Genomic DNA, 23,845 nt, shown 5'->3' with positions numbered 1-23,845 from the left:
CCCCTTGGCGACCTAGCGGCGCAGGCCGAGGCGCTGGATCAGCGCTCGGTAGCGCTCGATGTCCACCTTGGTCAGGTAGTTGAGCAGCCGCCTGCGGCGGCCCACCAGCAGCAGCAGACCGCGCCGCGAGTGGTGGTCGTGCTTGTGCGTGCGCAGGTGCTCGGTGAGGTCGCGGATGCGCTTGGTCAGCAGCGCGATCTGGGCCTCGGGGGACCCGGTGTCCGAGTCGTGCACGCCGTACTCGGCCAGGATTGACTTCTTCTCAGCGGTGGACAACGCCACTGGTTGTGCTCCTTGATCTTTGTGCCGTGCTGGTTTGCGTCGGTATCGGCCGCCACGGACCGCAGCCGGACCCAAAACGCAAGGTTAGCAGGTGGGCGTCAACGCCAGCCGGACGACACCCACACGGGTGTGGTGCCCCTGCTCACTGGAGTACAACTCCAGCTCGGGGCGATCCATTCCGGGCCCTGGAAATCAGGCAGGCCAGGTGTCCGTTCGCGGAGTCCTCGCGCAATGGTGACACGTGGACGCGGGCGCGGCACTCCTTTTTCCGCCAGGGGCAGGGGCGAAGCACGTCCTCACGCGCGCTGCCGCCCCGCGCGGCGCAGGAGGTCGGCCAGCTCGGGGTAGCGCGGGTCGAGCAGGTCGGCGGCCTTGGTGAGGTCGTCGGGCGGGATGAGCCTGCGCAGGGCCATGATCGCGCTGCGGCCGACGTCGACGGGCAGGCTGTCGCGGGTCACCGCGGGCTTGGAGCCGCGCACGTCCTCCAGGGCCTTCTGCAGGTGCTCCTTGGCGCCGGAGGCCACCTCGGGGGTGAGGATCTTGCGTTCGAGCATGATCAGCCGGGCGAGCACCGCGGGGTTGCCGATCTTGGCGCGCCGCCCGCTCATCACCTGGCTGAGCATGGGGGCGCTGATCCCCAGCACGTCGGCGAGGTTGGCCTGGGAGGTGTCGAAGGCGACCACCAGCCTGCGGACCCGATCGCCCAACGGCTCCCCGTACCACTCGCGCTGCAGCGCGATGTTGCGCTGGACGATCTTGTGGTCCTCCACGTTCGCGGCCTCTCTCCCTGCAACCCGGCAGTATCTTGCCAGGCCCGCAGACGGGCCCGTGGGGATTCGCCCTATTCCGGGGCGTCGAGCAGCTCCCGGGTGCGCGCGACGTCGGCGTGCATCTGCTCGACCAGCGCCTCGGTGGAATCGAACTTCTCCATGGCGCGCAGCCGTTCGTGGAAGTCCAGGGACACGCGCTGGCCGTAGAAGTCCTCGTCCACGTCGAGCACGTAGGCCTCCACCCTGCGCTCGCGCCCGGAGAAGGTCGGGTTGGTGCCGACGCTCACCGCGGCGGTCAGCGGGGGGCGGTTCGGGAGGGCGAACTTGCAGGCGTAGACGCCGTCGGCGGGGACGGCGGTGTAACGGGGGGTGGACAGGTTCGCGGTGGGGAAGCCGAGCTGGTGGCCGCGCCGGTCGCCGCGCACGACGATGCCCTCGAGGCGGTGCGGCCTGCCGAGCGCGCCGTCGGCCGCCTTGACGTCGCCCGCGTCGATGCAGGCGCGGATGTAGGTGGAGGAGAAGGTGATCTCCCCGCCGACCAGGCTGGCGCCCTCGGTGGCGAAGCCGAAGCGCTTGCCGTACTTGGTGAGCAGGCCGACGTCGCCCAGGGCGCGGTTGCCGAAGGTGAAGTTCTCCCCCACCACGACGGCGGCCACGTGCAGGCGGTCCACCAGGAACTCGTGGACGAACTCGTCGGCGGGCACTTTGGACAGCTCGGGGGTGAAGGGCAGCACGCAGAACACGTCCACGCCGAGCTGCTCGACCAACTCGGCCTTGCGGGCCAGGGTGGTCAGCTGCGCCGGGTGGCTGCCCGGGCGGACGACCTCGGCCGGGTGCGGGTCGAAGGTGACGACCACGCTCGGGACCGCCTTCTCCGCGGCGAGCTTCACCGCACGGGTGATGAGGGCCTGGTGGCCCCGGTGCACCCCGTCGAACACGCCGATGGTGGCGACACAGCGCCCCCACCCGCCCGGCAGGTCGTCAAGCCCACGCCATCGCTGCACAACTCGCAGCCTAGTGCCCCGACCCGGAACCTTCACCATGTCTCGACACGTCCACGACGCGCCTGGCCGCGTTGCCGGGACGCCTCCGTACAACCAGTACGACGACGTCCCGGCGCCCTGCCTGCCACACCGTGGACATGCCGATACCCGGCCAAGGCTCCGAATCGGGGCACTAGACCGCCAGGACCACGAGCGCCTTCGCCGTGTGGCCCTCGTCGACGCCCAGCGCCAGGGCCTTGCCCGCGGGGTCGAAGATGCCGTAGGTGCCCGTGATGCCCGCCGCGGGCAGCCGCTTGCCGTGGGACAGGGCCGTGCACTCCACGCGGTCCAGGTCGCGGCGGGGGAAGGCGGTGGCCACGGCGGCGTCGAGGTCGAGGGACAGGCCGGGGGACCCCTCCAGAGCCTCCAGGGTCTTGGCGACGCGGAGGTCGAACGGGCCCACGCGGGTGCGGCGCAGGTCGGCGAGGTGCCCGCCGGTGCCCACCGCGGCGCCGAGGTCCCTGGCCAGGGCGCGCACGTAGGTGCCCGACGAGCACTCGACCATGACGTCGAGGTCGATGGCCTTCTCCTCGCGCCGGGTGCCCAGCACGTCGAACCGGTACACGGTGACCGGGCGGGCCGGGATGACGACGTCCTCGCCCGCGCGGACCCGGGCGTAGGCGCGCTTGCCGTCGATCTTCACGGCGCTGACCGAGCTGGGGACCTGCGCGATGGGGCCGCTCAGGTCGGCGACCCCGGCGGCGACGGCGGCGTCGGTGACCGCGGCCAGGGCGGCCGGGTCGGGCTCGGCCAGGTGCTCGCCCTCGGCGTCGTCGGTGGTGGTGGAGCTGCCGAGGCGGATGGTGGCCAGGTACACCTTGCGGTCGAGGGCGAGGTGGCCCAGCAGCTTGGTGGCGCGCTCCACGCCCAGGACGAGGACGCCGGTGGCCATCGGGTCCAGGGTCCCGGCGTGGCCGACCTTGCGGGTGCCGAGAATCCTGCGCACGCGCGCGACGACGTCGTGGGAGGTCATGCCGGGCGCCTTGTCCACGACGACGAGACCGGGCGGCACTACGGGGCGAGAGGACACGGCGGGCAATCCTACGCGGCGCGGGCGATGTCCCAGGCACGGCGGCGGATCTGCACCGGGACGGTCTCCCCGCGCTCGGCCATGTCGAGCACGACCGCGCGGGTGCGGCGCCACCAGACCGCCGTGCGCCAGGCGCCGAGGACCAGCATGGCGAGCACGGCGGTGAACGCGGTGCGGAAGTCCGCGGCCGTGGCGGTGGCGGCGTCCCCGCCCAGGAGCAGGCCGACGGCGAGCGCGGCGATGGTCGTCGCGCCGAACCCGCCGACGTTGGCCACGCCGCTGGCCGTGCCGACGCGGCGGAGCGGGTTGTAGTCGCGGGCGAGGGCGAAGGCGACCATCGAGAGCGGACCGCCCGAGGCGAGCACGGCGAAGGCGGTCACGGCGACCGGGGTCGCCAGGGAGCCGGACAGGCCGACCAGGACGGCCCAGATCACCGTGGCCCCGGCGAGGTACCCGGCCACGACCGGCATACGCAGCTGCGGGCGGCGCCCGATCAGCTCGCCGAAGACGGGAGAGCACAGGGTGCCCACGACGACCATGACGCTGAGCACGGACGCCGCCTGCGCCTGGGTGAGCCCCTGGACCTGCACGAGGTACGGGACGCCCCACAGCAGGCCGAGCACGTTGGGGGCGAAGCAGGTGGACATGTGGACCCAGAAGCCGAGCCGGGTGCCGGGGGTCCGCCAGGCCTGGCGGACCTGGTCGAGGGTCTGCCGGACGCCGACGGCCTCGCTGCGCTGCGGCTCCTCGCCCTCGGGGGTGTCGCGGACCCGCACCGCGACGACGATCGCGTACGCGGCGGTGGCGACGCCGACCGCGGTGAAGGCGGCCGTCCAGCCGATGTGGGCCAGCAGCAGGGTCAGCGGGACGGTGGCGACGAGGTTGCCGACGGTGCCCAGGGCGCCGGTGGCCGCGGTCAGCGTGGGGTAGCGGCGCGGTGAGTAGTGCGCGGCGATCAGCCGCAGGACGCTGACGAACGCGAGCGCGTCGCCGACGCCGAGCACGCCGCGGGCCAGCAGCGCGGGGACGTAGCCCTCGGCGATGGCGAAGAGGACCTGGCCGGAGCCCATGAACAGCGCGGCGCCGCTGAGCGTCACCCGCGGGCCGAACCGGTCCACGAGCAGCCCCGCGGGGACCTGCATGAGGGCGTAGACGCCGATCTGCAGGACGGTGAAGCCGCCGAGCGCGGCAGCGCCGATCCCGAACCGGTCGGCGGCTTCGAGCCCGGCGACGCCGAGGGTGGTGCGGTGGAAGACGGCGAGGAAGTAGACCACCACCGCCGTAGCCCATATCGCCAGCGCACGGCGCTTGGCGGGAGTCACGTGAAACTCCAATCTCGGCGGGGTCTCACCCCATTAGACCGTCCTCGCCGCCGAGATAGTTAGCAATGCTCAGCGTGCCATTGGTCACAGGCTGGCGCCGACGACGGCCCAGGTGGCGGACCGGGCGCGGACCAGGAGCGCGATGAGGCGGATGACCATGAAGGCCGACAGCCCGGTCCAGATGCCGACCAGGCCCCAGCCCGCCAGGTGCGAGATCCAGATGAGGGGCAGGAAGCCGACCAGGGCGGCGAGCAGCGTCGTGGTGCGCAGGTAGCGGGTGTCGCCCGCGCCGAGCAGCACGCCGTCGAGGGCGAAGACCACGCCCGCGATCGGCTGCATGGCGACGAAGAACCACCAGGCGTTCGGGATCTCGTCCAGGACCGCGGCATCGCTGGTGAACACGTGCGGGAGGACGCCTGCGACCGCGGCGAAGGCGGCGGCGGAGACCAGCCCGCAGAACAGGCCGTAGCGGGTGATGCCGCGGGACAGGGCGCGGGCGCGGGTGGCGTCGCGCGCGCCGAGGGCGGCGCCGACGAGGGACTGCGCGGCGATGGCGAGGGAGTCCAGGACCATCGACAGGAACGTCCACAGTTGCAGGACGACCTGGTGGGCGCCCGCGGCGGCGACGGAGTGGCGGGCGGCGACGGCGATCGCCGAGACGAAGCACGCCTGGAAGGCCAGGCTGCGCAGGACGAGGTCGCGGCCGAGGACGAGCTGGCGGCGCATGATGGCCGGGCGCGGGCGCAGCGGCGCCTCGCGGAGGGCCTTGAGGAACAGCACCGCGGCGACGGTCTGGCCCGCGACGTTGGCGTAGGCCGAGCCGTTGAGACCCCAGGCGTGGACCAGGATCGGGCAGAGCACGGCGGAGACGCCGTTGCCCGCGAGGACGTAGCGCAGGGGCGAGCGGGTGTCCTGCACGCCGCGCATCCAGCCGTTGCCCGCCAGGGTGACCATGATCAGGGGTGCGCCGCAGATGGCGATGCGGACCCAGCCCGCCGCGGCGTCGGCCAGTTCCCCCTCCCCCGCCATGAGCTCCACGATCGGCCGTGCGAACAACTGTCCGATGAGGACGATGACGAGGCCGATGCCGAGCGCCAGCCAAGTGGCCTGCACCCCCTCGGCGACGGCGTCATCGCGCCGGCCTGCGCCGTAGAGGCGGGCGGCGCGGGCGGTGGTGCCGTAGGACAGGAAGGTGAACTGGGTGGACAGCTGGGCCAGGATGATCGCCCCGATCCCCAGCGCGCCCAGCTCCAGCCCGCCCAGCCTGCCCACGACGGCGGTGTCGACCAGCAGGTAGAGCGGCTCGGCGGCCAGCACTGGCAGGGCGGGCACGGCCAACGCGAGCACCTGACGGCGCATGTCCGACCCCCGTAAGATGCCTAGGACTGGATCGCCCCTTACAGTACGCGTAAGGACCGGGAATGGACAACGCCGATTACCTGGATGTCGCACTCCGACTGGCCAACGCCGAGCTGACCGACGTCCCCGCCCTCCGCGCCGCCCTGCACGACGAGCCCTGGTGGGCCGACCGCGTCACCCAGGACGACCTGAGCGCCCTGCGTCCCGTCGCCTCTGGCCTGCGCACCGCCTTCACCGCCGCGTCCGCGGGCGACCCAGAGGCCGTGCTCGCCGCCGTCAACGCCCTGCTCAGCGCCCACCCACCCCGCCCGAGGCTCTCCGGCCACGGCGGCGGGAGCGCCCCCGACTGGCACGTCCACGTCGCCTCCCCCGACGACCCACCGGCCACCGAGGTCGCCGCCGCCGCCGCGTGGGGCCTGGCCCAGGCCGTCGTCCGCCACGGCCTGGACCGCTGGGGCCGCTGCCCCTGCGGCAACCACTTCCTCGACGCCTCCACCAACCGCGCCAAGCGCTTCTGCTCCTCCCGCTGCGCCAACCGCGCCAACGTCGCCGCCTTCCGCGCCCGCAACCGCCCGTGACCACGAAGAAGGGGGCGCCCGGTGTCCCGGACGCCCCCTTCTGTCGTGAAACCCGGTCAGTCGGGCAGCCGCTCCCCCGTGGCGGCGTCGAACAGGTGCACGGAGCCGGGCTGGGGGGTCAGGCCCAGGCGGGTGCCGCGCTGCCAGCCGGACATGCCCGGGGCGCGGACGGTCAGGGAGTGCGGGGCCTCGCGCTGTTCGGGGTTCTCGGCGATCTCGATCTGCGGGGTGTCGGCGGAGCAGTACAGGTACTGGTCGCTGCCCAGTTCCTCGACCACCTCGACCAGGGCGGCGATGCCCGCGCCGTCCCGGGCGATGCTCCAGCCCTCGGGCCGGACGCCGACGACGACCTTCTCCGAGGTCAGGGCCGCGCGCTGGGCGGGGGTCAGCGGGATCGGCGCGCCGCCGACCGACGCCGTCTCGCCGCGGACCACCGTCGGGATGAGGTTCATGCCGGGGGAGCCGATGAACCCGGCGACGAAGATGTTGACCGGGCGGGCGAACAGGCCGATCGGGGTGTCGCACTGCTGCAGGACGCCGTCGCGCAGCACGGCGACGCGGTCGCCCATCGTCATGGCCTCGGTCTGGTCGTGGGTGACGTAGATCGTGGTCACGCCGAGGCGCCGTTGCAGGGAGGCGATCTGGGTGCGGGTCTGCACGCGCAGCTTGGCGTCCAAATTGGACAGCGGCTCGTCCATGCAGAACACCTGCGGGCGCCGCACGATCGCCCGGCCCATCGCCACCCGCTGGCGCTGGCCGCCGGAGAGCTTGGCGGGTTTGCGGTCCAGGTACGGCGTCAGGTCGAGCAGCTCGGCGGCCTCGCGGACGCGGGTGGCCCGCTCCTCCTTCGGCATCTTGGCGATCTTGAGGTGGAAGCCGATGTTGTCGGCGACCGTCATGTGCGGGTAGAGCGCGTAGTTCTGGAAGACCATCGCGATGTCGCGCTCCTTCGGCGGCAGGTTCGTGACATCCCGCTCGCCGATGCGGATCGCGCCGTCGTCGATGCCCTCAAGGCCCGCCAGCATGCGCAGGGTGGTCGACTTGCCGCAGCCGGAGGGCCCGACCAGGACCAGGAACTCGCCGTCGCGCACGGCCAGGTCCAGGGTGTCGACCGCCGGGGTCGGGTTTCCCGCGTAGTAGCGGGTGGTCCCGTCGAAGGTGACCGTTGCCATCAGTGCTTCCCTTCCGGACGGATCACTTGCCCGCGCCGAGGGTCAGGCCGGTGATGATCCGGCGGGCCAGCAGGGCGTAGAGGACGAGCATGGGCAGCACGACGATCGCCACACCGGCGATCAGCCCGCCGTACTCGGACTGGTAGCTCGCCGCGCCGTAGAAGGAGAACAGCGCGCGGGCGAGGGTGAAGTTGGCGTTGTCGCTGAGGAACACGATCGCCAGCAGCGTCTCGTTCCACAGCCCGATCGCGTTGAGGATCAGCGCGGTGATCAGGCCGCCGCGCGCCAGCGGCAGCATGATCGTGAAGAACGTGCGGAACGGGGAGGCGCCGTCGATCGCGGCGGCCTCCTCCAGCTCGTCGGGCAGCGACTTGAAGAAGCCGGTCAGCAGGAACACCGTGAACGGCAGCGACAGCGCGACGTAGACCAGGAACATGCCGAACAGGTTGTTGGTGAGCCCGAGGTCGGACATGCCGATGAACAGCGGGATCACCAGCGTCTGGAACGGCACGCCCATGCCGATGGCGATGAAGTTGGTCATCGGGTTGGACCCGCGCACCCCGAGCCGGGTCAGCGCGTACGCCGCGGGCGCGGCGACCAGGACGATGACCACCGACGAGACCGCCACCAGCAGCACGGTCACGAGGAACGCCGTGCCGAAACCGGCGTTCTCCCAGGCGTAGCGCAGGTTCCGGAACGGGTCGCCGCGCTCGAACCAGGTGTAGGGCAGCTGGAAGGGCTGGGTGAAGATCTCGATCGGCGTCTTGAACGCCGCGGTGACCAGCCAGTACAGCACCAGCACGTTCAGCGCGGTGAACAGCCACACGAACGCCATGCCGAGGAGCCGCAGTGGGCTGAACCCGCGGGCGGTCGGGGCGGGCTTCGGCCTGCGCGGCGGGGTGCGCTTCGCCGAACGGGCGCGAGCCGGGGCTTCCGGCGCGGACACGGTCATGTCCTCCCCTTCAGAACTGGACGGTCTCGCGGCGCATGAGCCTGCGCAGCGCGACGACGAGGACGGACACCAGGGCGATCATCACCACGGCCGCGGCGCAGGCCATGCCGTACTCCGGGGTGCCCTGCGTGCCGAAGGACCGGTCGAACACGTACAGGCCCAGCGTCCACGACTCGATCGGCGGGGAGTAGGTGCCCGGTCCGGCGAGGACGAACACCAGCTCGAAGATCTTGATGGCGCCGATCGTCCACAGCACCCCGGCCACCCCGATCACGTCCCACGTCAGCGGGAGCGTGACGTTGCGGAACTTCTGCCACGGCGACGCGCCCGCGATGTCGGCGTCCTCGTAGAGGTACGGCGGGATGCGGTCGACGGCGGCCATCAGGATGGTGATGTAGAAGCCCGCGCTGGCCCAGATCAGGCAGCCGGTGACGACCCAGGTCACGTTCTCCGGGGACAGGAACTTCACCGCGTCGACGCCGACGGACTCCAGCAGGAAGTTCACCAGGCCCTGGCGGTTGGGGCGGTAGATCAGCACGATCCCGAAGAACATGCCCAGCGCGACCGGGGCGACGATGTTGGGGAAGAACAGGATCGCCCGCACCGTCTTCCCGCCGCGCATCTCCCGCAGCACCATCGTGAACAGGAAGGCCAGCACGAACGTGCCGACCCCGCCGACCACGATGTACATGAGGGTGTTGAGGAAGGAGAACAGGAACGCGTCGGAGGCGAACAGCTCCACGAAGTTGGCGACGCCGTTGAACTGCGGGGTGTCACCGGCGCCCTGCCAGGACGTGAAGCCCAAAACGACCGTCGCCACGGTCGGCACGACCATGAACAGCACGTACAACGCCACCGCGGGCAGCAGGAACGGCAGGAACAGCCGCTTCTTGCGGACCAGGTGCGCGCCGGAGGCGGACGCGACGGCGCCCGCCTCCTTCGCCGGTGCCGACATCAGCCCGCCGTCTTCCAGAACTCGGCCTGCTTGGCCGCGAGCCCGTCGATGAACTGCTGGGCGGAGATGGTGCCCTTGAGCAGCTCGTTGTTGAGCGGGTAGAAGACGTTGTCGACCCACTTGCCCGCGGCGAGCCCGTCGAGGCCGTCCATGAAGATCGCGCGCTTGGCGGCCGGGTCCTCCAGCGCGGACTTGACGTCCTTGAGCGAGTCCGGCACGGCCAGGTCGGAACGCGGGGTCAGGTTGTCGGCCACGGCCGGGATGCCGGAGAGGATGTCCTTGTTGAGGACGTAGGCGATGAACGCCTTGGCGGCCTCGGGGTGCTTGGCCTTCGCGGTCACCGCGAAGCCGATCGGCAGGTGCTCGACGACCTTGTGGGTGGCGCCTTCCGGGGTCGGGAACTGGAAGGAGCCGTAGTTGACGCCCTTGTCGCCGCCCTGCTTGTTCAGGTACTCGCGGGTCTCACTGGGACCCCAGCTGCCCACGAACAGGAACGCCGACTCGCCGTCGGCCCAGCGCTGCTGGATCTGCGGGAACTTCGCCGCGTCCCAGCCATCGATGAAGTAGCCGCCCTTGGCCATCCGCTCCACGTGGGAGGCGGCCTCCTGCAGGCCCGGGTCGGCCTTCCACGCCTGGCCGGTCTTGTCGAGCGCGGCCTTCTCCAGGCCGCCGGGGCCGACGTAGCGGGCGGCGATCTGGGTGTAGAAGTAGGCGTTGTAGAAGTTGATGTCGCCGTCCTGGCTGATGGCCGCCATCCCGTCGGCCTTCGCCTTGTCGAACAGGGCGAAGAGCTCGTCCATGGTCTGGGGCTGCTTCAGATCGGGGAACGCGTCCTTGTCGTACCACCACGCGTTGCCGAGGATCTCGTACGGGATCTCGAAGATCTTCCCGTCCTTGTCCTTGTTCTGCGGGATGTCGTAGTACCCGGCCGGGACGACGTCGCGGACGGTCTTGTCGCCCTCGCCGATCTTGTAGTCCAGCACGTCGTCGAGCGGCTGCGTGCCGCCCGCGGCGACGACGGCGGCCTTGACCTGGCTGACGTCCTGGTCGAACAGGTCGGGCACGGTGTCGGTGTTGAGCGCCGGGGCGACGTTCTGGGTGAGCAGCTTGCGGCCCAGCCACTGCACGTTGACCTGCACACCGGTCTTGTCGGTGAAGCACCGGATCGCCTTGCTGAGCACCTTGCCCTGCGGCTCGTCCTGGGTCCACATCGACCAGTAGGTCAGCTCCTTGTCCGAGGCGGGCTTGGTGCCCACCTCCGGGCACGGCGCGTTGAGGTAGTCGTCGACTCCGGGGAGGGCCAGCGGGGCTTCCCCGCCCCCGCCGCCACCCGCCTCGGTCGGGCCACCGCAACCAGCCAGCACCAACGCGGCTGCCGCCGCAATGACCGTCAACCTGGTCGAACGCATGATCACCACCTGATCCAGACGCGCCGAACTGCGACCAACGCCACACCCGACTGCATGTTTCTGCGCAGTTTGGCCGCATTCCGATCACGTGTCAACAGTGCTGCGCGCATCATTTGACACACGGTCGAGTAACGATTGGTTTATACCACTTGGGTGCGCATCGCCCTAACCGCCGATCGGGGTGGCGGGTGATTCGGGTATACCCGATGCGGTGATGTGGCGCAGGCCGGTGCTCAGCAGTCGGTGACGGCGCTGGGGTGGAGGTAGGCGTCGAAGAGCCAGCCCTCGGGGCTGGAGAGGGCCTTCATGGCGCCGACGCCGCAGCCGCTCAGCTCCACCACGGTCTCGCTGTCGCGGATCGTGGAGTCCGGGGCCTTGGCGGCGAAGGCCGCCGGATCGGAGACGGTGGCGGCGGCCTTGGTGACGCCCAGGTCGCACTGGGTCGCGCCCCACTCGTCCTGGAAGGCGACCTGGCCGGAGGCGGTGAACAGGGCGCAGACGCCGGGCGCGTCGGCGCGGCTCAGGCGGGTGACGTACTCGCCGTAGAGGCGCTCGGGGGATTCCTGCGGGGTGGGGCCGTCCGACTTCAGCGGAGGCGGTTCCGCGGTGCACGCGGTGCACGCTGCGGCGAACAGGGCGACGAGGATGGCCAGGGCGCGGGTGGTCACGGAATGGACCGTAGCCCGAGGACCGTGCTTGATCGATCCGGTCACGGTTCCCGGTTAACCGGCGACGTCAGCCGAGGACGTCGCCGACGTGCCTGAGCACCGCGGGCATGACCGACTTCCAGTACTCGGCGGTGTGGCCCGCGCCGGGGGTGAAGGTCGCCTCCGTGCCGGTGTGGGCGGCCAGCAGGCGCACGGCGGGGGCCAGCTCGTCCTCCTCGCCGCACCAGAGCGAGACCGGGGTGCCCGCGACGTGGTTGAGGGGCTCGGTGGCCGCCCAGCGGGTCTCGTCGGCCAGGCCGAACGCCTGGGCGTCGGACCAGTCGGAGAAGACCGCGGGGCTGACCATCGCGGTCAGGGCGGGGCCGGGGGTCTGGGCGTAGGTGAAGGCGGCCGTGGCGCCGGTGGAGACGCCGAGGACGGCGAAGGCGGTGGGGGCCAGGCGCGCGGCGACCAGCCACTCGGGGAGCTCGTCGGCGAGCATCCGCTGCGCCGCGGCGCCCCAGTCACCACCGTCGACGGCCACCACGGCGAACGGCGGGGCGCCCGCGCGCACCGTGGCCGTGAGCAGGGAGGGCAGGCCGAGGTCGACGAACTGGCGCGCGTCCTCGCCCAGGCCGTGCAGGGCGAGGCAGACCGGCAGGTCGCCGGAGACCTCGCGGGGGCGCATCACGAAGAACCGGACGTCACCGATGCCGGAGCGGTACACCAGCTCGCTCAGCGACGGCGTCTCGACCGTCGGCGGGGTGACAGTCGGCCGGACGGCCGGGTCGACCGGGGCCGTGCCGGGCTTCCCGCAGGCGCCCAGCACGGCCAGCGCGCCCAAACCGAGCAGTCCTCGTCTGGAGATGTCCACTGTGGTCCCCTCGGCCGGTGAGCGGCCGAGTATAGGTCTGGACCATTACGGACGGGCCACGATCACGACTCCTCGTCGTCGGGCTCCCTGGGGGCCTTGTACGGGTCGGCCTCGCCCGCGGGCTGGGCCCCGGAGGCCAGGGCGGCGACCTCGGCGTCGGCCGCGCGGGCCTGGGCCAGCAGGTCGTTGATGCGCCGGGTCTCCTCGGGGATCGTGTCCGCGATGAATTCCAGGGTCGGGGTGAACCGGACGCCGGTGTGCTGGCCGACCTTGCTGCGCAGCACCCCCCTGGCACTCTCCAGCGCCAGGGCGGCGCCGGTCATGTCCGGTTCGGCGTCGATGCGCTCGCCCAGCACCGTGTAGTACACCGTCGCCTCGCGGAGGTCGGCGGTGACCTTGGCGTCGGTGATGGTGACCCGGGCCAGGCGCGGGTCCTTGACCTCGTGCTCCAGGGCCGAGGCCACGATCTGGGTGATGCGCTTGGCCAGCTTGCGGGCGCGGGGTGCGTCGGCCACGACGTCCTTCTCTCGTGCGGCTAGGTCGTGTTTCAGATGTGGGGGGTGGCAGAGTCGTGATCAGTCCACCCGCCGGCGGTGCGGACAGATCGTCCTCATACCGGTGTTGTATTCGGGCGTATCCGGCCCGTGCCGCCTGCGAGTGGACTGGCGCGGCTAAGCCGTGCTCCACATCCGAAACACGGCCTAGTCGTCGTCGGGGCCCAGCAGGCGGTGCCGGGCGGACAGGAGTTCCAGTTCGGGGCGCCCCGTGACCAGGCGCTCGCACGCCTCCATGACCTCGCGGACGTGACCGGCGTCCGCGGCCGCGACGGCCACGCCGATCAGGGCTCGGCGGTGCAGTTCGAGGTGGCCCGCCTCGGCGGCGGAGACCTCGAAGCGGCGGCGCAGCTCGGCGACGACCGGGCGCACCGCGGACCGCTTCTGCTTCAGCGAGTGGACGTCGCCGAGCAGCACGTCCAGTTCAAGGGCTCCGACATACATGGGTGGCATCAGGGGTGGGTCGGACCGGGGCGCCCCGGCGAGGGGCGCCCCGGTCAGCGAACTACGACCGCGGCTTCTCGCGCATCTCGTAGGTCTCGATCACGTCGTCGACCCGCAGGTCGCCGTACGAGCCGAGGGTCAGACCGCACTCGAAGCCCTCGCGGACCTCGGTCACGTCGTCCTTGAAGCGGCGCAGCGTGCCCACCGACAGGTTCTCGTGGACCACGACGTTGTCGCGGATCAGTCGAGCCTTGGTGTTGCGCCGGATCTCCCCGGACATCACCAGGCAACCGGCGATCGTGCCGACCTTGGAGGACTTGAAGACGTCGCGGACCTCGGCGCGGCCGAGCGCGACCTCCTCGTAGATCGGCTTGAGCATGCCCTTGAGGGCCTGCTCGATCTCGTCGATCGCCTGGTAGATCACCGAGTAGTAGCGCACGTCGATGCCCTCGCGGTTGGCCAGTTCGGTGGCCTTCCCCTCGGCGCGGACGTTGAAGCCGATCACGATGACGTTGTCGGCGATGGCGAGGTTGATGTCGCCCTCGGTGATGCCGCCGACGCCGCGGTGGATGACCCGCAGCTCGACCTCGTCGCCCACGTCGATCTTGGTGAGGGCGTCTTCAAGGGCCTCCACGGTACCGGAGTTGTCGCCCTTGATGATCAGGTTGAGCTGGCTGGTCTCCCTGAGCGCGGAGTCCAGGTCCTCCAGGCTGATGCGCTTGCGCTTCTGCGCGTTCTGCGCGGCCCTGGTGCGGGCCGAGCGGCGCTCGGCGATCTGCCTGGCGGTGCGGTCCTCGTCGACGACGAGGAACGTGTCGCCCGCGCCTGGCACCGACGTGAAGCCGATGACCTGCACCGGACGCGAGGGGGAAGCCTCGGTCACGTCCACGTTGTGCTCGTCGACCATGCGCCGGACGCGGCCGTAGGCGTCGCCCGCCACGATCGAGTCGCCGACGCGCAGCGTGCCGCGCTGGACCAGGACCGTGGCCACCGGACCGCGACCGCGGTCGAGGTGGGCCTCGATCGCCACGCCCTGGGCCTCCATCTCGGGGTTGGCCCGAAGGTCCAGCGTGGCGTCCGCGGTCAGCAGGATCGCCTCGAGCAGCCCATCGATGTTGATGTTCTGCTTGGCGGAGATGTCGACGAACATCGTGTCGCCGCCGTACTCCTCGGCGATCAGGTTGTAGTCCGTCAGCTGCTGGCGGATCTTCTGCGGGCTCGCGCCCTCCTTGTCGATCTTGTTCACCGCGACCACGATCGGCACGTTGGCCGCCTGGGCGTGGTTGATCGCCTCCACCGTCTGCGGCATGACGCCGTCGTCGGCGGCCACGACGATGACCGCGATGTCGGTCGCCTTCGCGCCGCGGGCACGCATGGCGGTGAACGCCTCGTGGCCCGGGGTGTCGATGAAGGTGATCTTCCGCTCGACGCCCTCGAGCTCGGAGAGCACCTGGTAGGCGCCGATGTGCTGGGTGATGCCGCCCGCCTCGCGCTCGTGCACGTTGGAGGAGCGGATCGTGTCCAGCAGCCGGGTCTTGCCGTGGTCGACGTGACCCATGACGGTGACGACCGGCGGACGGGCCTGCAGGTCCTCCTCGTCACCGGCGTCCTCACCGTAGGTGATGTCGAAGGAGTCCAGCAGCTCGCGGTCCTCCTCCTCGGGGGAGACGACCTGCACCGCGTAGTTCATCTCCGAGCCGAGCAGCTCGAGGATCTCGTCGGAGACCGACTGCGTCGCGGTGACCATCTCGCCGAGGTGGAACAACACCTGCACCAGCGATGCCGGGTTGGCGTTGATCTTGTCGGCGAAGTCGGTCAGCGAGGCGCCGCGAGCCAGCCGGATCGTCTCGCCGTTGCCCTTGGGCAGGCGGACGCCGCCGACGCTGGGCGCCTGCATGTTCTCCATGTACTCCTGGCGCTTCTGCCGCTTCGACTTGCGGCCGCGCTTGGAGGGACCACCGGGACGGCCGAACGCGCCTGCCGCGCCACCGCGGCCACCGGGACCGCCACCGCCGCCGGGACGGCCGCGGAAACCGCCGCCACCGCCTGCCGGGGCACCGGTGCCCGCACCGCCGCCACCGCCGGGACGGAAACCGCCACCGCCGCCGCCACCGGGACGGAAGCCACCGCCGCCGCCACCGCCGCCACCACCGGGACCGCCGCGGAAACCGCCGCCGCCGCCACCGGGACCGCCACCGGGACCGCCACGGGGACCGCCGCCGGGGCCGCCACGGGCTCCGCCGCCAGGACCGCCGCCGGGTCCACCGCGACCGGCGCCCGCCGGACGGGCGGGCCGGGGCGGCATCATGCCGGGATTGGGTCGCGGGGGCATCATGCCCGGGTTCGGACCGCCGGGCCGGGGACCGGCCGGGCGGTCGCCGCGGGCCGCGGGACGCTCGCCGCGCTCGCCACCGGGACGCGGGCCGCGCTCGGGACGGTCACCGCGGTCGCCGCGCTCGCCACCGGCCGGACCAGCCGGGCCGCCGGGGCGCGCGCCACCAGGACGCGGCGACGGCGCGCCCGCGCCGACACCGAAGGGGTTGTTGCCGGGCCGCGGGGCGCGCGGGCCGGGCTTGGGAGACTGCGGCCTCGGCGGCACGACCGCGCCACCGGGACCACCGGGCTGTTGCGGGGCCTGCTTCGGCGCGGCCTTGGGGCCGGGCGCCGGAGCGGGCTTGGTGGTCGGAGCCGCCGACGCGGCCGCGGGCCGCTCACGCACGGGCTCGCGGACCGGGGCGGGCTGCTCCTGCTCGCGCACGGGCTCGGGCCGCGGCGCGGGCTTGGCGCCCGGCTTCGGACCGGCGCCGGGACGCGGGCCAGGGGCGACCCCGGGCTTCGGACCGGCCGCGGGCGCGGCCGTCTCGGCCGCCGGGGCCGGGGTGCTCTGCTGCTGGGGCTGGGGTGTCTGCGGGGGCCGGGGACCGGGCTTGACGCCGCCGCCGGGCCGAGGGCCCGGCTTCATGGCGGGCTTGGCGCCACCGGGGGCACCGCCCTTGTCGCCCTTGCCTTCGTAGGTGTCGCGCAGCCTGCGCGCGACGGGTGCCTCCACTGTGGAGGACGCCGACTTGACGAACTCGCCCATGTCCTTGAGACGGGCCAGTAGATCCTTGCTCGTTACACCGAACTCTTTCGCGAGTTCGTGCACGCGGGCCTTGCCTGCCACTGCTCTCCTCATCTGATGAGGTCGGCGGGCATAGGTCCCGTCGACCTCGTCCTAACGTCGCGCGTTCATGTCTTCAGCTTCACGGCTGACTCATGACGGGTCGACCTGCCTTCTGTCTTTCTCCTCGGCCCGGGAAGCTCCCGTGCCGCCACGGTCCGCGATCCGGTCGATCTCCGACCGGAGGCCGGTGACGCCGACCGCTCCCCGGGCTCGCAGAGCCTTGGGGAACGCCCGCCGCTTCTCGGCCTTGGCCAGACACTCGGACCGGGGGTGTATCCACGCCCCCCGACCGGGCATCCGCCGCCGCGGATCGGGGATCGCCTCCCCGTCCGCGAGCACCACTCGCAGCAGTTCCGTGTCCGCCGACCGGACGCGGCACCCCACGCAGGTCCGCACCCTGGGGGCGGGACCGGGACGTGTGGGAACCGGTTCCGGACGATGAACCACGGAAAGTCTATCTCGTTTCGTTCAGTCAGCAGAACCGGATACCGGGCTCGACTGCGCGCCGGCCGCCGCGTCGCTGCGGATGTCGATGCGCCAGCCGGTCAGCCGGGCGGCCAAACGGGCGTTCTGGCCCTCTTTTCCGATGGCCAGGGAGAGCTGGTAGTCCGGCACGACCACGCGCGCGGTCTTGGCCCGCTCGTCGACGACAGTGACGGAGATGACTTTCGCGGGCGAGAGCGCGTTGCCCACGAAGGTGGCCGGATCGTCCGACCAGTCGATGATGTCGATCTTCTCGCCCGCCAGCTCGCTCATCACGTTGCGCACCCGCGCGCCCATCGGGCCGATGCACGCGCCCTTGGCGTTGACGCCGGAGACCGTCGAGCGCACGGCGATCTTGGACCGGTGCCCGGCCTCGCGGGCCACGGCCGGGATCTCCACGGTGCCGTCGGCGATCTCGGGCACCTCCAGCGCGAACAGCCTGCGCACCAGGTTCGGGTGGGTGCGCGAGAGGGTGATCTGCGGGCCGCGCGCGCTGCGGGAGACGCCGACGACGTAGCACTTGACGCGGGTGCCGTGGGCGTAGTTCTCACCCGGCACCTGCTCGACGGCGGGCAGCACGCCCTCGGTGTCGCTGACCTGCACCACGACCATGCCCCGGGAGTTGGCCCGGGTGTCGCGCTGCACGACGCCCGCGACGATCTCGCCCTCCTTGGCGGCGAACTCGCCGTAGGTGCGCTCGTGCTCGGCGTCGCGCAGGCGCTGGAGGATGACCTGGCGGGCGGTGGTGGCCGCGATGCGGCCGAAGCCCTCGGGGGTGTCGTCCCACTCCTCGGCGACCTCGCCGTCCGGGCCGTGGGTGACGGCGAGCACCCGCACGACCCCGGTGCGCTTGTCGATGTCGATGCGGGCGTGCGACTGGTGGCCCTCGGTGTGCTTGTACGCGGTGAGCAGCGCGGTCTCGATCGCCTCGATCACCGTCTCGAAGGGGATGTCCTTGTCGCGCTCGATCGCCCGCAGCGCCGCGATGTCGACGTTCATCGCGCGTCCTCCTCTGTGCCGGACGCCCGACCTTCGAGCATCGCCATCTCCGCCACCGGCGGCTGTTTGAACTCAACCTCGACCACGGCCTTGGCGACCTCGGCGTAGCGCACTGCCCTCAACTGGCCGTCGACGAGCATCTCGGCCCCATCGTCGTCGGAAGCGCCGACGCGGCCGACGAACTCCTCGCCCTCGACCGGGCGGACCTTCACCAGGCGCAGGCGGGCGCGCCGCCAGTGCCGGGGACGGGTCAGCGGGCGGTCGATGCCGGGAGAGGTGACCTCCAGGGTGTACGGGCCGCCGAGCACGGCGTCGTGCTCGTCGAGCACGGCCGAGACCGCGCGGCTCACCTGGGCGATCGCGTCCAGCCCGACGCCGTCGTCGCCGTCCACCACGACCTTGACCAGGCGCCTGCGGCCCGCCTGCTGGACGTCGAGCTGTTCGAGCTCGAAACCCGCGGCGGCGATGGCCTCGGCGACGACGGGCTCCAAAGTGTCCCCGGTGTCGCGTTCTCGCTGGTTGGCCACGTGGACGGCGCCCCCTGTTTCTGGTCGGTCTCGCGATTGTCTGCCGGTCGGCGGTACCGCGCGCCAACCGTGGTCACCTAGCGTATCTCGCCCGGCGGAGCCCGGCCGCCGCAGGCGATCAACTCCGATCTCCGGTGGTCCGAACAGGCGACCTGGCAAGATGACCGGCTGTGAGGATCAATCCCGGCCCGACCCGGCGCGCGGTGCTGCTCGGTCTGGCGGTGGGGGCGCTGGCGGGCTGCACGGCCCCGGAGCCCCCGCCCCCGCCCGACCCGCTTGCCGACCTGGTCGCCCGGGCGCACTCCGACGCCGCGATGGCCTCGGCGGTCGCCGCGGCGGTGCCGAGCCTGGCGGGGAAGGCGAACGAGGTGGCCAAGGCGCGCGCCGAGCACGCGGGCGCGCTGCGGGCCGAAATGGAGCGGGAGCGGCCGCCGGTGCCCAGCAGCGCCTCCCCCGCGCCGACAACCGCGGCGCCCGCCGCGCCGACGGTCCCGAAGGACGCGCTCAAGGTGCTGACCGACGGGCTGACGGCCGCCGAGAAGCAGGCGGCGGCGCTCATCGCGGGCGTGCCGCGCTATCGGGCGGGCCTGGTCGGGTCGGTGGCGGCGTCGTGCGCGAGCCTGCGGGAGGTGCTGTGAGGCAGGGTCTGCCACCGGAGACGGTCGCGGCCGTCCAGGCGGCGCTGGGGGCTGAGCACGCCGCGATCTGGGTGTACGGGCTGGTGAGCGCTTTCCTGCCCGCGGCCTACGACAAAGCGCTCCGTGAGGGCGCGACCCTGCACCGGGACCGGCGGGACACCACGGCGCGCCAGCTGGACGCGGCGGGCGTGGTCCCCGAGCCCGCCAAGCCCGCGTACCTGCCGCCGTCGCCGGTGGACAGCGAGGCCGCGGCGGTGAAGCTGGTGGTGACCGCCGAGCGGGACGCGACGGTGGCCTGGCGGGCGCTGCTGGAGCGCTGTGACGACGCGGAGCTGCGGGCCTCGGCGCTGCGGGCGCTGACGGACTCGGCGGTGCGCGCGACCCGGTGGCGGATCGAGGCCGGGGACAGCCCGGCCGCGCCGCCGTTCCCCGGCCAGCCCTGAGCGGCTTCCCGAACCCCAGCCCTGGGCGACTTCGGCGCTGAATGTCTTCAGTCCCGGGCGCCTTCAGCCCTGGGCGCCCTCAGCCCTGATCGTCCTCAGCCCTGATCGTCCTCAGCCCTGATCGTCCTCAGCTTTGGGCGGCGAACTCGTTGCCGAAGCGGATCGCGTCGGCGCTGACCTCGGTGAGGAACTGGTCCTCGGCGTCGGAGCGCCGCTCGGTGGGCGCCCAGTCCGACTCGACGATGATCACGTCCGCACCGTTGAGCTGGGAGTCGTACCCGCCGCCGCCGAGGCTTCTGGGGATGCCCTCGACGGTGACCAGCTCGGCGCGGATGGGGTCGTTCACGTTGCCGGTGTTGTCGGTCCTGGCCAGGTCGTAGAGCTCCCTCGCCAGCTCGGGGGACGACATCCGGACCACTGTCACCGCGGTGTAGACGACCTTGTCCTGGCCGGGCGGGGTGGTGGTGTACAGCGCCCTGGTCAGGCGGACGCAGGGCTTGTCCCTGAAGAACTGCTGGACCTTGTCGTAGGAGTTCTCCGCGCAGTCGGTGTCCACCTTGGGGGTGGGCATGTCCTGGTGCGGGGCGAACGCGAACCGCCCGGCGGGCGCCGAGGACTCCGAGGTCTTCGGGTCGGCGGTGTTGGCGGGCGGGTCGTCCTGCAGGTACGCCCAGACCAGGCCGGAGATGACCGCGATGGCGACCAGTCCGGCGATCCGCAGCGCCCAGGTCAGCGCCGGGTTCGCGGACGCGTCAGAGCCGGGCTCCTCGAAGTGGAAGGGCTCGTCGGGGCGGGGTTCCTGGACGCGCGGAATCCGCTCCGTCTCGCCTGACCGTCCGTACGGCTGCTGGGGTGGCCAGGGCGGCGGCGTACCGGGGCGCTGGGGGGCGGACACGGAAAACCACGGTAATCGGTGTCCCCCGTCCGTGTCAGATCGCCTCGGAGATTTGTCCGTTCACCCTGCTCAGCGCCTCGACCACTCGATCGAGGTCGTTCTGGTCGGAGTACAGGTGGAAGCCCAGCCGGGCCTTGCCTGCCCGCATCGCGCACCGCACGCCCGCCTCGGTGAGCCGCTGCTCGACGCCGTCGGCGGCCACGGCGACGATCGCCGTGCCGCGCGGCGGCAGGTCCAGCGCGGCCAGCAGGGCGTCGGCGAGGCCGACGCAGTGCGCGCGGACGGCGTCGAGGTCCAGGCCCGCCAGCCAGGGCAGCGAGGCCGCCGCGCCCACCTGGGAGAACCAGACGGGGGCCAGGCCGTAGGCGCGGGCGTCGGGGGCCAGGCGCAGCGGGAGGTCGTAGACGGTCTTCCAGGGGTCGTCCCCGGCGTACCAGTTGGCCGAGATGGGCAGGGTCCAGTCGGCGGCCTCGGGGCGCACGGCGAGCCAGGAGCCGCCGCGCGGGGACAGCAGCCACTTGTAGCCCGCGCCGACGACCCAGTCGGCCCAGCCCAGGTCCAGGGGCAGCCAGCCCGCGGCCTGGGAGACGTCGACGAGCACGCGGGTACCGCTGGCGCGGAGGGCGTCGAGGTCGGCGATGGCGCCGTCGGCCGACTGGACCGCAGACACGGCGACGAGGTCGAAGTCCGGGGCGCGCCGCGCCAAGTCGGCGAGGGACACGGCGGTGACCGTCACGCCGCGGCCCGCCTGGGCGGCGAACGGGAAGGTCACGCTGGTGAACTCGCCCTCGGCGACGAGCACCCGGGTGCTGTCCGGGAGCCCGGCGGCGACCTGGGCGATGAGCTGGGCCACGCCCGCGCCCGACGCCACCTGCTCGACCGGGACCCCGACGAGGCAGGCGAAGCCCTCACGCGCGACCTGGACGTGGGTGTCGAAGGCGTGCGGGTCGTCGGCCCCCGAGGTCCAGCGGGCGACCGAGGCGGCGACCGCCTCGGCCGTGCGGCTCGGCGGGACGCCCAGGGAGGCGGTGTTGAGGTAGCCCGCCGGGACGTCGAACTGCTCTCCAAAGGCGCTTCGCACATTCCCACCATAGGCTTGATCGCGTGCGCAGCGAGGAGATCGAGATTCGTACGGGCACGGCGGAGGTCGTGCACGACCTGACCGACCGGTGCGCGGAGTTCGTCTCCGGCGAGGGCGACGGCCTGCTCAACGTGTGGGTGCCGCACGCCACCGCCGGGCTGGCGATCATCGAGACCGGCTCGGGCAGCGACGACGACCTGCTGGCCGCCCTGCGCGAGCTGCTGCCGGGCGACAGCCGGTGGCGGCACCGCCACGGCTCCCCCGGGCACGGCCGCGACCACGTGCTGCCCGCGTTCCTGCCCCCGTACGCCAGCATCCCGGTGCTCGGCGGACAGCTGGCGCTGGGCACCTGGCAGTCGGTGTGCCTGGTCGACACCAACGTCGACAACCCGGTGCGCACGGTGCGCCTGAGCTACCTGGCGGGCTGATTCCTCGGGATCGCCAGCACGGCCAGACCCACCACCGCCATCCCGCCGAGCACGCCGACGCCCAGCAGCACGTCCGGAGCGTCCGGTGTGCCCTGGAGGAGGCTGCGCAGGCCCTCAGCGGCGAAGCGGAAGGGCGTCCAAGACCACAGCAGCGCCCGGTAGGCCGGGTCCAGTAGTTCGGGCACGCTGCCCGCGACCGCGGGGGCGATCAGGTACAGCGGGCCGAGGACGGCCAGGGCGCGGATGCCCAGGTACTTGACCAGCGCTCCCTGAACCGCGGCGAAGGCGACGCCCATCAGCAGCAGGAAGCCCAGGACGTCCCACCCGAAGGGCAGCGCGGAGTCCCACAGGGCCAGCAGCCCGACCACGACGGCCGCCCCGACCGCCGCCACCCCGCCCACGACGCCGAACCGATGGCCCGTGCCAGGGGCCACCCCCGCCCGCGCCGACAGGAGGAACAACCCCGCGGTCGCGGCCAGCCCGGCGATCCACAGCAGCGCGGACGCGGCCAGCGGCGCGGTGCGGCCCGCGGCGCTCGCCGGGTGCAGGGTCTCGACCGTGAAGGGCACGTTCGCGGCTTGAGCGACGCCGGTGAGGACCTGCTGGGCGACCTGGGTGCCCGCGGGGTTCACCGCGCCGCTGATGACGACAGTGGCCGTGGGGCCCAGTTCGAGGACTCCGTAGACCTCTTTGTCGTGGAGCAGTCCGCGGGCCTCCTCCGGACTGGCCACCCGCCAGGCGATGGCGTCGCCGCCCTGCGCGGTGACGCGCTGGGTGACCTGCTCGGGCCCGGACACCGCCAGCGGCAGGGCGTCCGGGTGGACGGTCGCCTGCGCGCCGAAGGTGAGAAAGCCCAGCACCGCGGCGACCACACCGCCGAGCAGGGCGACGGCCAGGACCAGCGCGGCAGGCGGGCGCGGCGTGTCGATCATGGGAACCTCCCGTAGTTCATCATGTGTTGAATTAAGGTAGCCCGCCGGAGCCGGTTAATCAACACGCGTTGAATAAATGCGCGGTGACACCCGTCCGTGCCACGATGTCCAGGTGACAGATCCTCGACTCCCCGGCCCTGACCTGCTCGTCCTGTGGGACATCGACCTGACGCTGGTGGACTACAGCGGCATCGGCCGCGAGTGGTACGGCCAGGCCATGACCGCGGCGCACGGCCTGCCGATCAGCTACGTGCCGATGTTCCCCGGCCGGACCGAGCGCGCGATCACCGCCGAGCTGCTGGAGGCGCACGGCATCGCCGTCACCGAGGAGGCGGTCCAGGCGCTGTTCACCGAGCTGGTCGCCATCGCCGACGCCGCCCGGCCGTCCCTGCCGACCGCGGGCCGCGCGCTACCGGGCGCGGCGGCGCTGCTGGCGGCCCTGGCCGAACGGCCGAACGTGGTGCAGTCGCTGGTCACCGGCAACCTGCCCGAGCTGGCCGCGTGCAAGCTGGAGGCGTTCGACCTGCACCACCACCTGGACTTCGAGGTCGGCGGCTACGGCGGCGTCTCGGCGGACCGGCACGAGCTGGTCGCCGCGGCCATGTCCGCGGCCGCGGCGAAGTACGGCACGGCCTTCGAGCCGGGCCGGGTGGTCGTCATCGGCGACACCCCGCACGACGTGACCGCCGCGCTGCACCACGGCGCGATCGCCGTGGGCGTGGCCACCGGCCGCTCGACGCCGGAGGAGCTGGCCGAGAGCGGCGCGGACCTGGTGCTGGCCGACCTCTCGGACACGCCGGTGGTCCTGGCCGCGCTGGTGAACGCGGTCAAGTCCTGACGCGGCCCAGTCCTAGCGCCGCCCAGC

The 23,845-nt window shown here is 72.2% G+C and carries 26 protein-coding genes; 5 read left to right on the top strand and 21 right to left on the bottom strand.

Annotation, left to right across the window (positions count from 1 at the left end):
• Positions 1-12: 12 nt before the first annotated feature.
• The 6 genes from rpsO to ACTG9Q_RS07850 form a co-directional block, all read right to left on the bottom strand.
• Positions 13-282, bottom strand: a complete 270-nt coding sequence (gene rpsO, locus ACTG9Q_RS07875) for a 30S ribosomal protein S15 (protein WP_455571950.1) — start codon at positions 280-282, stop codon at positions 13-15.
• Positions 283-578: 296 nt separating this feature from the next.
• A complete protein-coding gene (locus ACTG9Q_RS07870; RefSeq protein WP_455571949.1) occupies positions 579-1,052 on the bottom strand; it encodes an XRE family transcriptional regulator in 474 nt (157 codons plus the stop codon).
• 71 nt (positions 1,053-1,123) lie between these two features.
• Positions 1,124-2,056 carry a bifunctional riboflavin kinase/FAD synthetase gene (locus tag ACTG9Q_RS07865; protein WP_455571948.1) on the bottom strand — a complete coding sequence of 311 codons (933 nt, stop codon included), beginning with the start codon at positions 2,054-2,056 and terminating at the stop codon, positions 1,124-1,126.
• 172 nt (positions 2,057-2,228) lie between these two features.
• Positions 2,229-3,134 (bottom strand): tRNA pseudouridine(55) synthase TruB, encoded by a 906-nt coding sequence (truB, locus tag ACTG9Q_RS07860; RefSeq protein WP_455571947.1) that lies wholly within the window; start codon positions 3,132-3,134, stop codon positions 2,229-2,231.
• 2 nt (positions 3,135-3,136) lie between these two features.
• Positions 3,137-4,447, bottom strand: a complete 1,311-nt coding sequence (locus ACTG9Q_RS07855; protein ID WP_455571946.1) for an MFS transporter — start codon at positions 4,445-4,447, stop codon at positions 3,137-3,139.
• A gap of 84 nt (positions 4,448-4,531) precedes the next feature.
• Entirely contained in the window at positions 4,532-5,806 is a 1,275-nt protein-coding gene (locus tag ACTG9Q_RS07850) for an MATE family efflux transporter (protein WP_455571945.1), read from the bottom strand.
• Positions 5,807-5,868: 62 nt separating this feature from the next.
• Between ACTG9Q_RS07850 and ACTG9Q_RS07845 the strand changes: the two genes are divergently transcribed.
• Complete coding sequence (locus ACTG9Q_RS07845; RefSeq protein ID WP_455571944.1) at positions 5,869-6,384, top strand: CGNR zinc finger domain-containing protein; 516 nt, start codon at positions 5,869-5,871, stop codon at positions 6,382-6,384.
• Positions 6,385-6,440: 56 nt separating this feature from the next.
• Here ACTG9Q_RS07845 and ACTG9Q_RS07840 read toward each other — a convergent pair whose 3' ends face one another.
• The 12 genes from ACTG9Q_RS07840 to rimP form a co-directional block, all read right to left on the bottom strand.
• A complete protein-coding gene (locus ACTG9Q_RS07840) occupies positions 6,441-7,556 on the bottom strand; it encodes an ABC transporter ATP-binding protein (RefSeq protein WP_455571943.1) in 1,116 nt (371 codons plus the stop codon).
• Positions 7,557-7,578: 22 nt separating this feature from the next.
• The gene (locus ACTG9Q_RS07835) at positions 7,579-8,508 is read right to left on the bottom strand and encodes a carbohydrate ABC transporter permease (RefSeq protein ID WP_455571942.1); all 930 of its coding nucleotides are present in this window, start codon (positions 8,506-8,508) and stop codon (positions 7,579-7,581) included.
• 10 nt (positions 8,509-8,518) lie between these two features.
• Positions 8,519-9,463, bottom strand: a complete 945-nt coding sequence (locus ACTG9Q_RS07830; protein ID WP_455571941.1) for a carbohydrate ABC transporter permease — start codon at positions 9,461-9,463, stop codon at positions 8,519-8,521.
• Positions 9,463-10,872, bottom strand: coding sequence for an ABC transporter substrate-binding protein (locus tag ACTG9Q_RS07825; protein ID WP_455571940.1), 1,410 nt, complete (start codon positions 10,870-10,872; stop codon positions 9,463-9,465). Before ACTG9Q_RS07825 ends, ACTG9Q_RS07830 begins: the two co-directional genes overlap by 1 nt.
• A gap of 233 nt (positions 10,873-11,105) precedes the next feature.
• A complete protein-coding gene (locus ACTG9Q_RS07820) occupies positions 11,106-11,540 on the bottom strand; it encodes a hypothetical protein (RefSeq protein WP_455571939.1) in 435 nt (144 codons plus the stop codon).
• A 67-nt stretch (positions 11,541-11,607) separates the two neighbouring features.
• The gene (locus tag ACTG9Q_RS07815) at positions 11,608-12,393 is read right to left on the bottom strand and encodes an alpha/beta hydrolase (RefSeq protein WP_455571938.1); all 786 of its coding nucleotides are present in this window, start codon (positions 12,391-12,393) and stop codon (positions 11,608-11,610) included.
• Positions 12,394-12,455: 62 nt separating this feature from the next.
• Complete coding sequence (rbfA, locus tag ACTG9Q_RS07810) at positions 12,456-12,908, bottom strand: 30S ribosome-binding factor RbfA (RefSeq protein ID WP_455571937.1); 453 nt, start codon at positions 12,906-12,908, stop codon at positions 12,456-12,458.
• A 186-nt stretch (positions 12,909-13,094) separates the two neighbouring features.
• Positions 13,095-13,391, bottom strand: a complete 297-nt coding sequence (locus ACTG9Q_RS07805) for a DUF503 domain-containing protein (RefSeq protein WP_455571936.1) — start codon at positions 13,389-13,391, stop codon at positions 13,095-13,097.
• A 61-nt stretch (positions 13,392-13,452) separates the two neighbouring features.
• Positions 13,453-16,554 (bottom strand): translation initiation factor IF-2, encoded by a 3,102-nt coding sequence (gene infB, locus ACTG9Q_RS07800; protein WP_455571935.1) that lies wholly within the window; start codon positions 16,552-16,554, stop codon positions 13,453-13,455.
• A 90-nt stretch (positions 16,555-16,644) separates the two neighbouring features.
• Positions 16,645-16,938: a YlxR family protein gene (locus ACTG9Q_RS07795; protein ID WP_455571934.1), complete on the bottom strand. Its 294-nt coding sequence runs from the start codon at positions 16,936-16,938 to the stop codon at positions 16,645-16,647.
• A gap of 84 nt (positions 16,939-17,022) precedes the next feature.
• Positions 17,023-18,036, bottom strand: a complete 1,014-nt coding sequence (nusA, locus tag ACTG9Q_RS07790; protein WP_455571933.1) for a transcription termination factor NusA — start codon at positions 18,034-18,036, stop codon at positions 17,023-17,025.
• Positions 18,033-18,563, bottom strand: a complete 531-nt coding sequence (gene rimP / locus ACTG9Q_RS07785) for a ribosome maturation factor RimP (protein ID WP_455571932.1) — start codon at positions 18,561-18,563, stop codon at positions 18,033-18,035. The genes nusA and rimP overlap by 4 nt, the downstream gene beginning before the upstream one ends.
• A gap of 170 nt (positions 18,564-18,733) precedes the next feature.
• Between rimP and ACTG9Q_RS07780 the strand changes: the two genes are divergently transcribed.
• The gene (locus ACTG9Q_RS07780) at positions 18,734-19,201 is read left to right on the top strand and encodes a hypothetical protein (RefSeq protein WP_455571931.1); all 468 of its coding nucleotides are present in this window, start codon (positions 18,734-18,736) and stop codon (positions 19,199-19,201) included.
• Complete coding sequence (locus ACTG9Q_RS07775) at positions 19,198-19,644, top strand: ferritin-like domain-containing protein (protein ID WP_455571930.1); 447 nt, start codon at positions 19,198-19,200, stop codon at positions 19,642-19,644. The genes ACTG9Q_RS07780 and ACTG9Q_RS07775 overlap by 4 nt, the downstream gene beginning before the upstream one ends.
• A gap of 127 nt (positions 19,645-19,771) precedes the next feature.
• On the opposite strand, the gene ACTG9Q_RS07770 is transcribed toward ACTG9Q_RS07775, so the two are convergent.
• Positions 19,772-20,539, bottom strand: coding sequence for a hypothetical protein (locus tag ACTG9Q_RS07770; RefSeq protein ID WP_455571929.1), 768 nt, complete (start codon positions 20,537-20,539; stop codon positions 19,772-19,774).
• 34 nt (positions 20,540-20,573) lie between these two features.
• Positions 20,574-21,620: an aminotransferase class V-fold PLP-dependent enzyme gene (locus ACTG9Q_RS07765; RefSeq protein ID WP_455571928.1), complete on the bottom strand. Its 1,047-nt coding sequence runs from the start codon at positions 21,618-21,620 to the stop codon at positions 20,574-20,576.
• 23 nt (positions 21,621-21,643) lie between these two features.
• Here ACTG9Q_RS07765 and ACTG9Q_RS07760 point away from each other — a divergent pair, with 23 nt between their 5' ends.
• Positions 21,644-22,048 carry a YjbQ family protein gene (locus tag ACTG9Q_RS07760; RefSeq protein ID WP_455571927.1) on the top strand — a complete coding sequence of 135 codons (405 nt, stop codon included), beginning with the start codon at positions 21,644-21,646 and terminating at the stop codon, positions 22,046-22,048.
• On the opposite strand, the gene ACTG9Q_RS07755 is transcribed toward ACTG9Q_RS07760, so the two are convergent.
• The gene (locus tag ACTG9Q_RS07755) at positions 22,033-22,980 is read right to left on the bottom strand and encodes an ABC transporter permease (protein ID WP_455571926.1); all 948 of its coding nucleotides are present in this window, start codon (positions 22,978-22,980) and stop codon (positions 22,033-22,035) included. The two genes, ACTG9Q_RS07760 and ACTG9Q_RS07755, sit on opposite strands and share 16 nt — an antisense overlap.
• A gap of 112 nt (positions 22,981-23,092) precedes the next feature.
• On the opposite strand from ACTG9Q_RS07755, the gene ACTG9Q_RS07750 reads away from it, so the two are divergent.
• Entirely contained in the window at positions 23,093-23,818 is a 726-nt protein-coding gene (locus ACTG9Q_RS07750) for an HAD family hydrolase (protein WP_455571925.1), read from the top strand.
• Positions 23,819-23,845: the final 27 nt, after the last annotated feature.

Source organism: Actinokineospora lacus (assembly GCF_053813445.1).
Note: the sequence above shows the minus strand (reverse complement) of the source record. Positions and strands in the feature narration are given on the sequence as shown.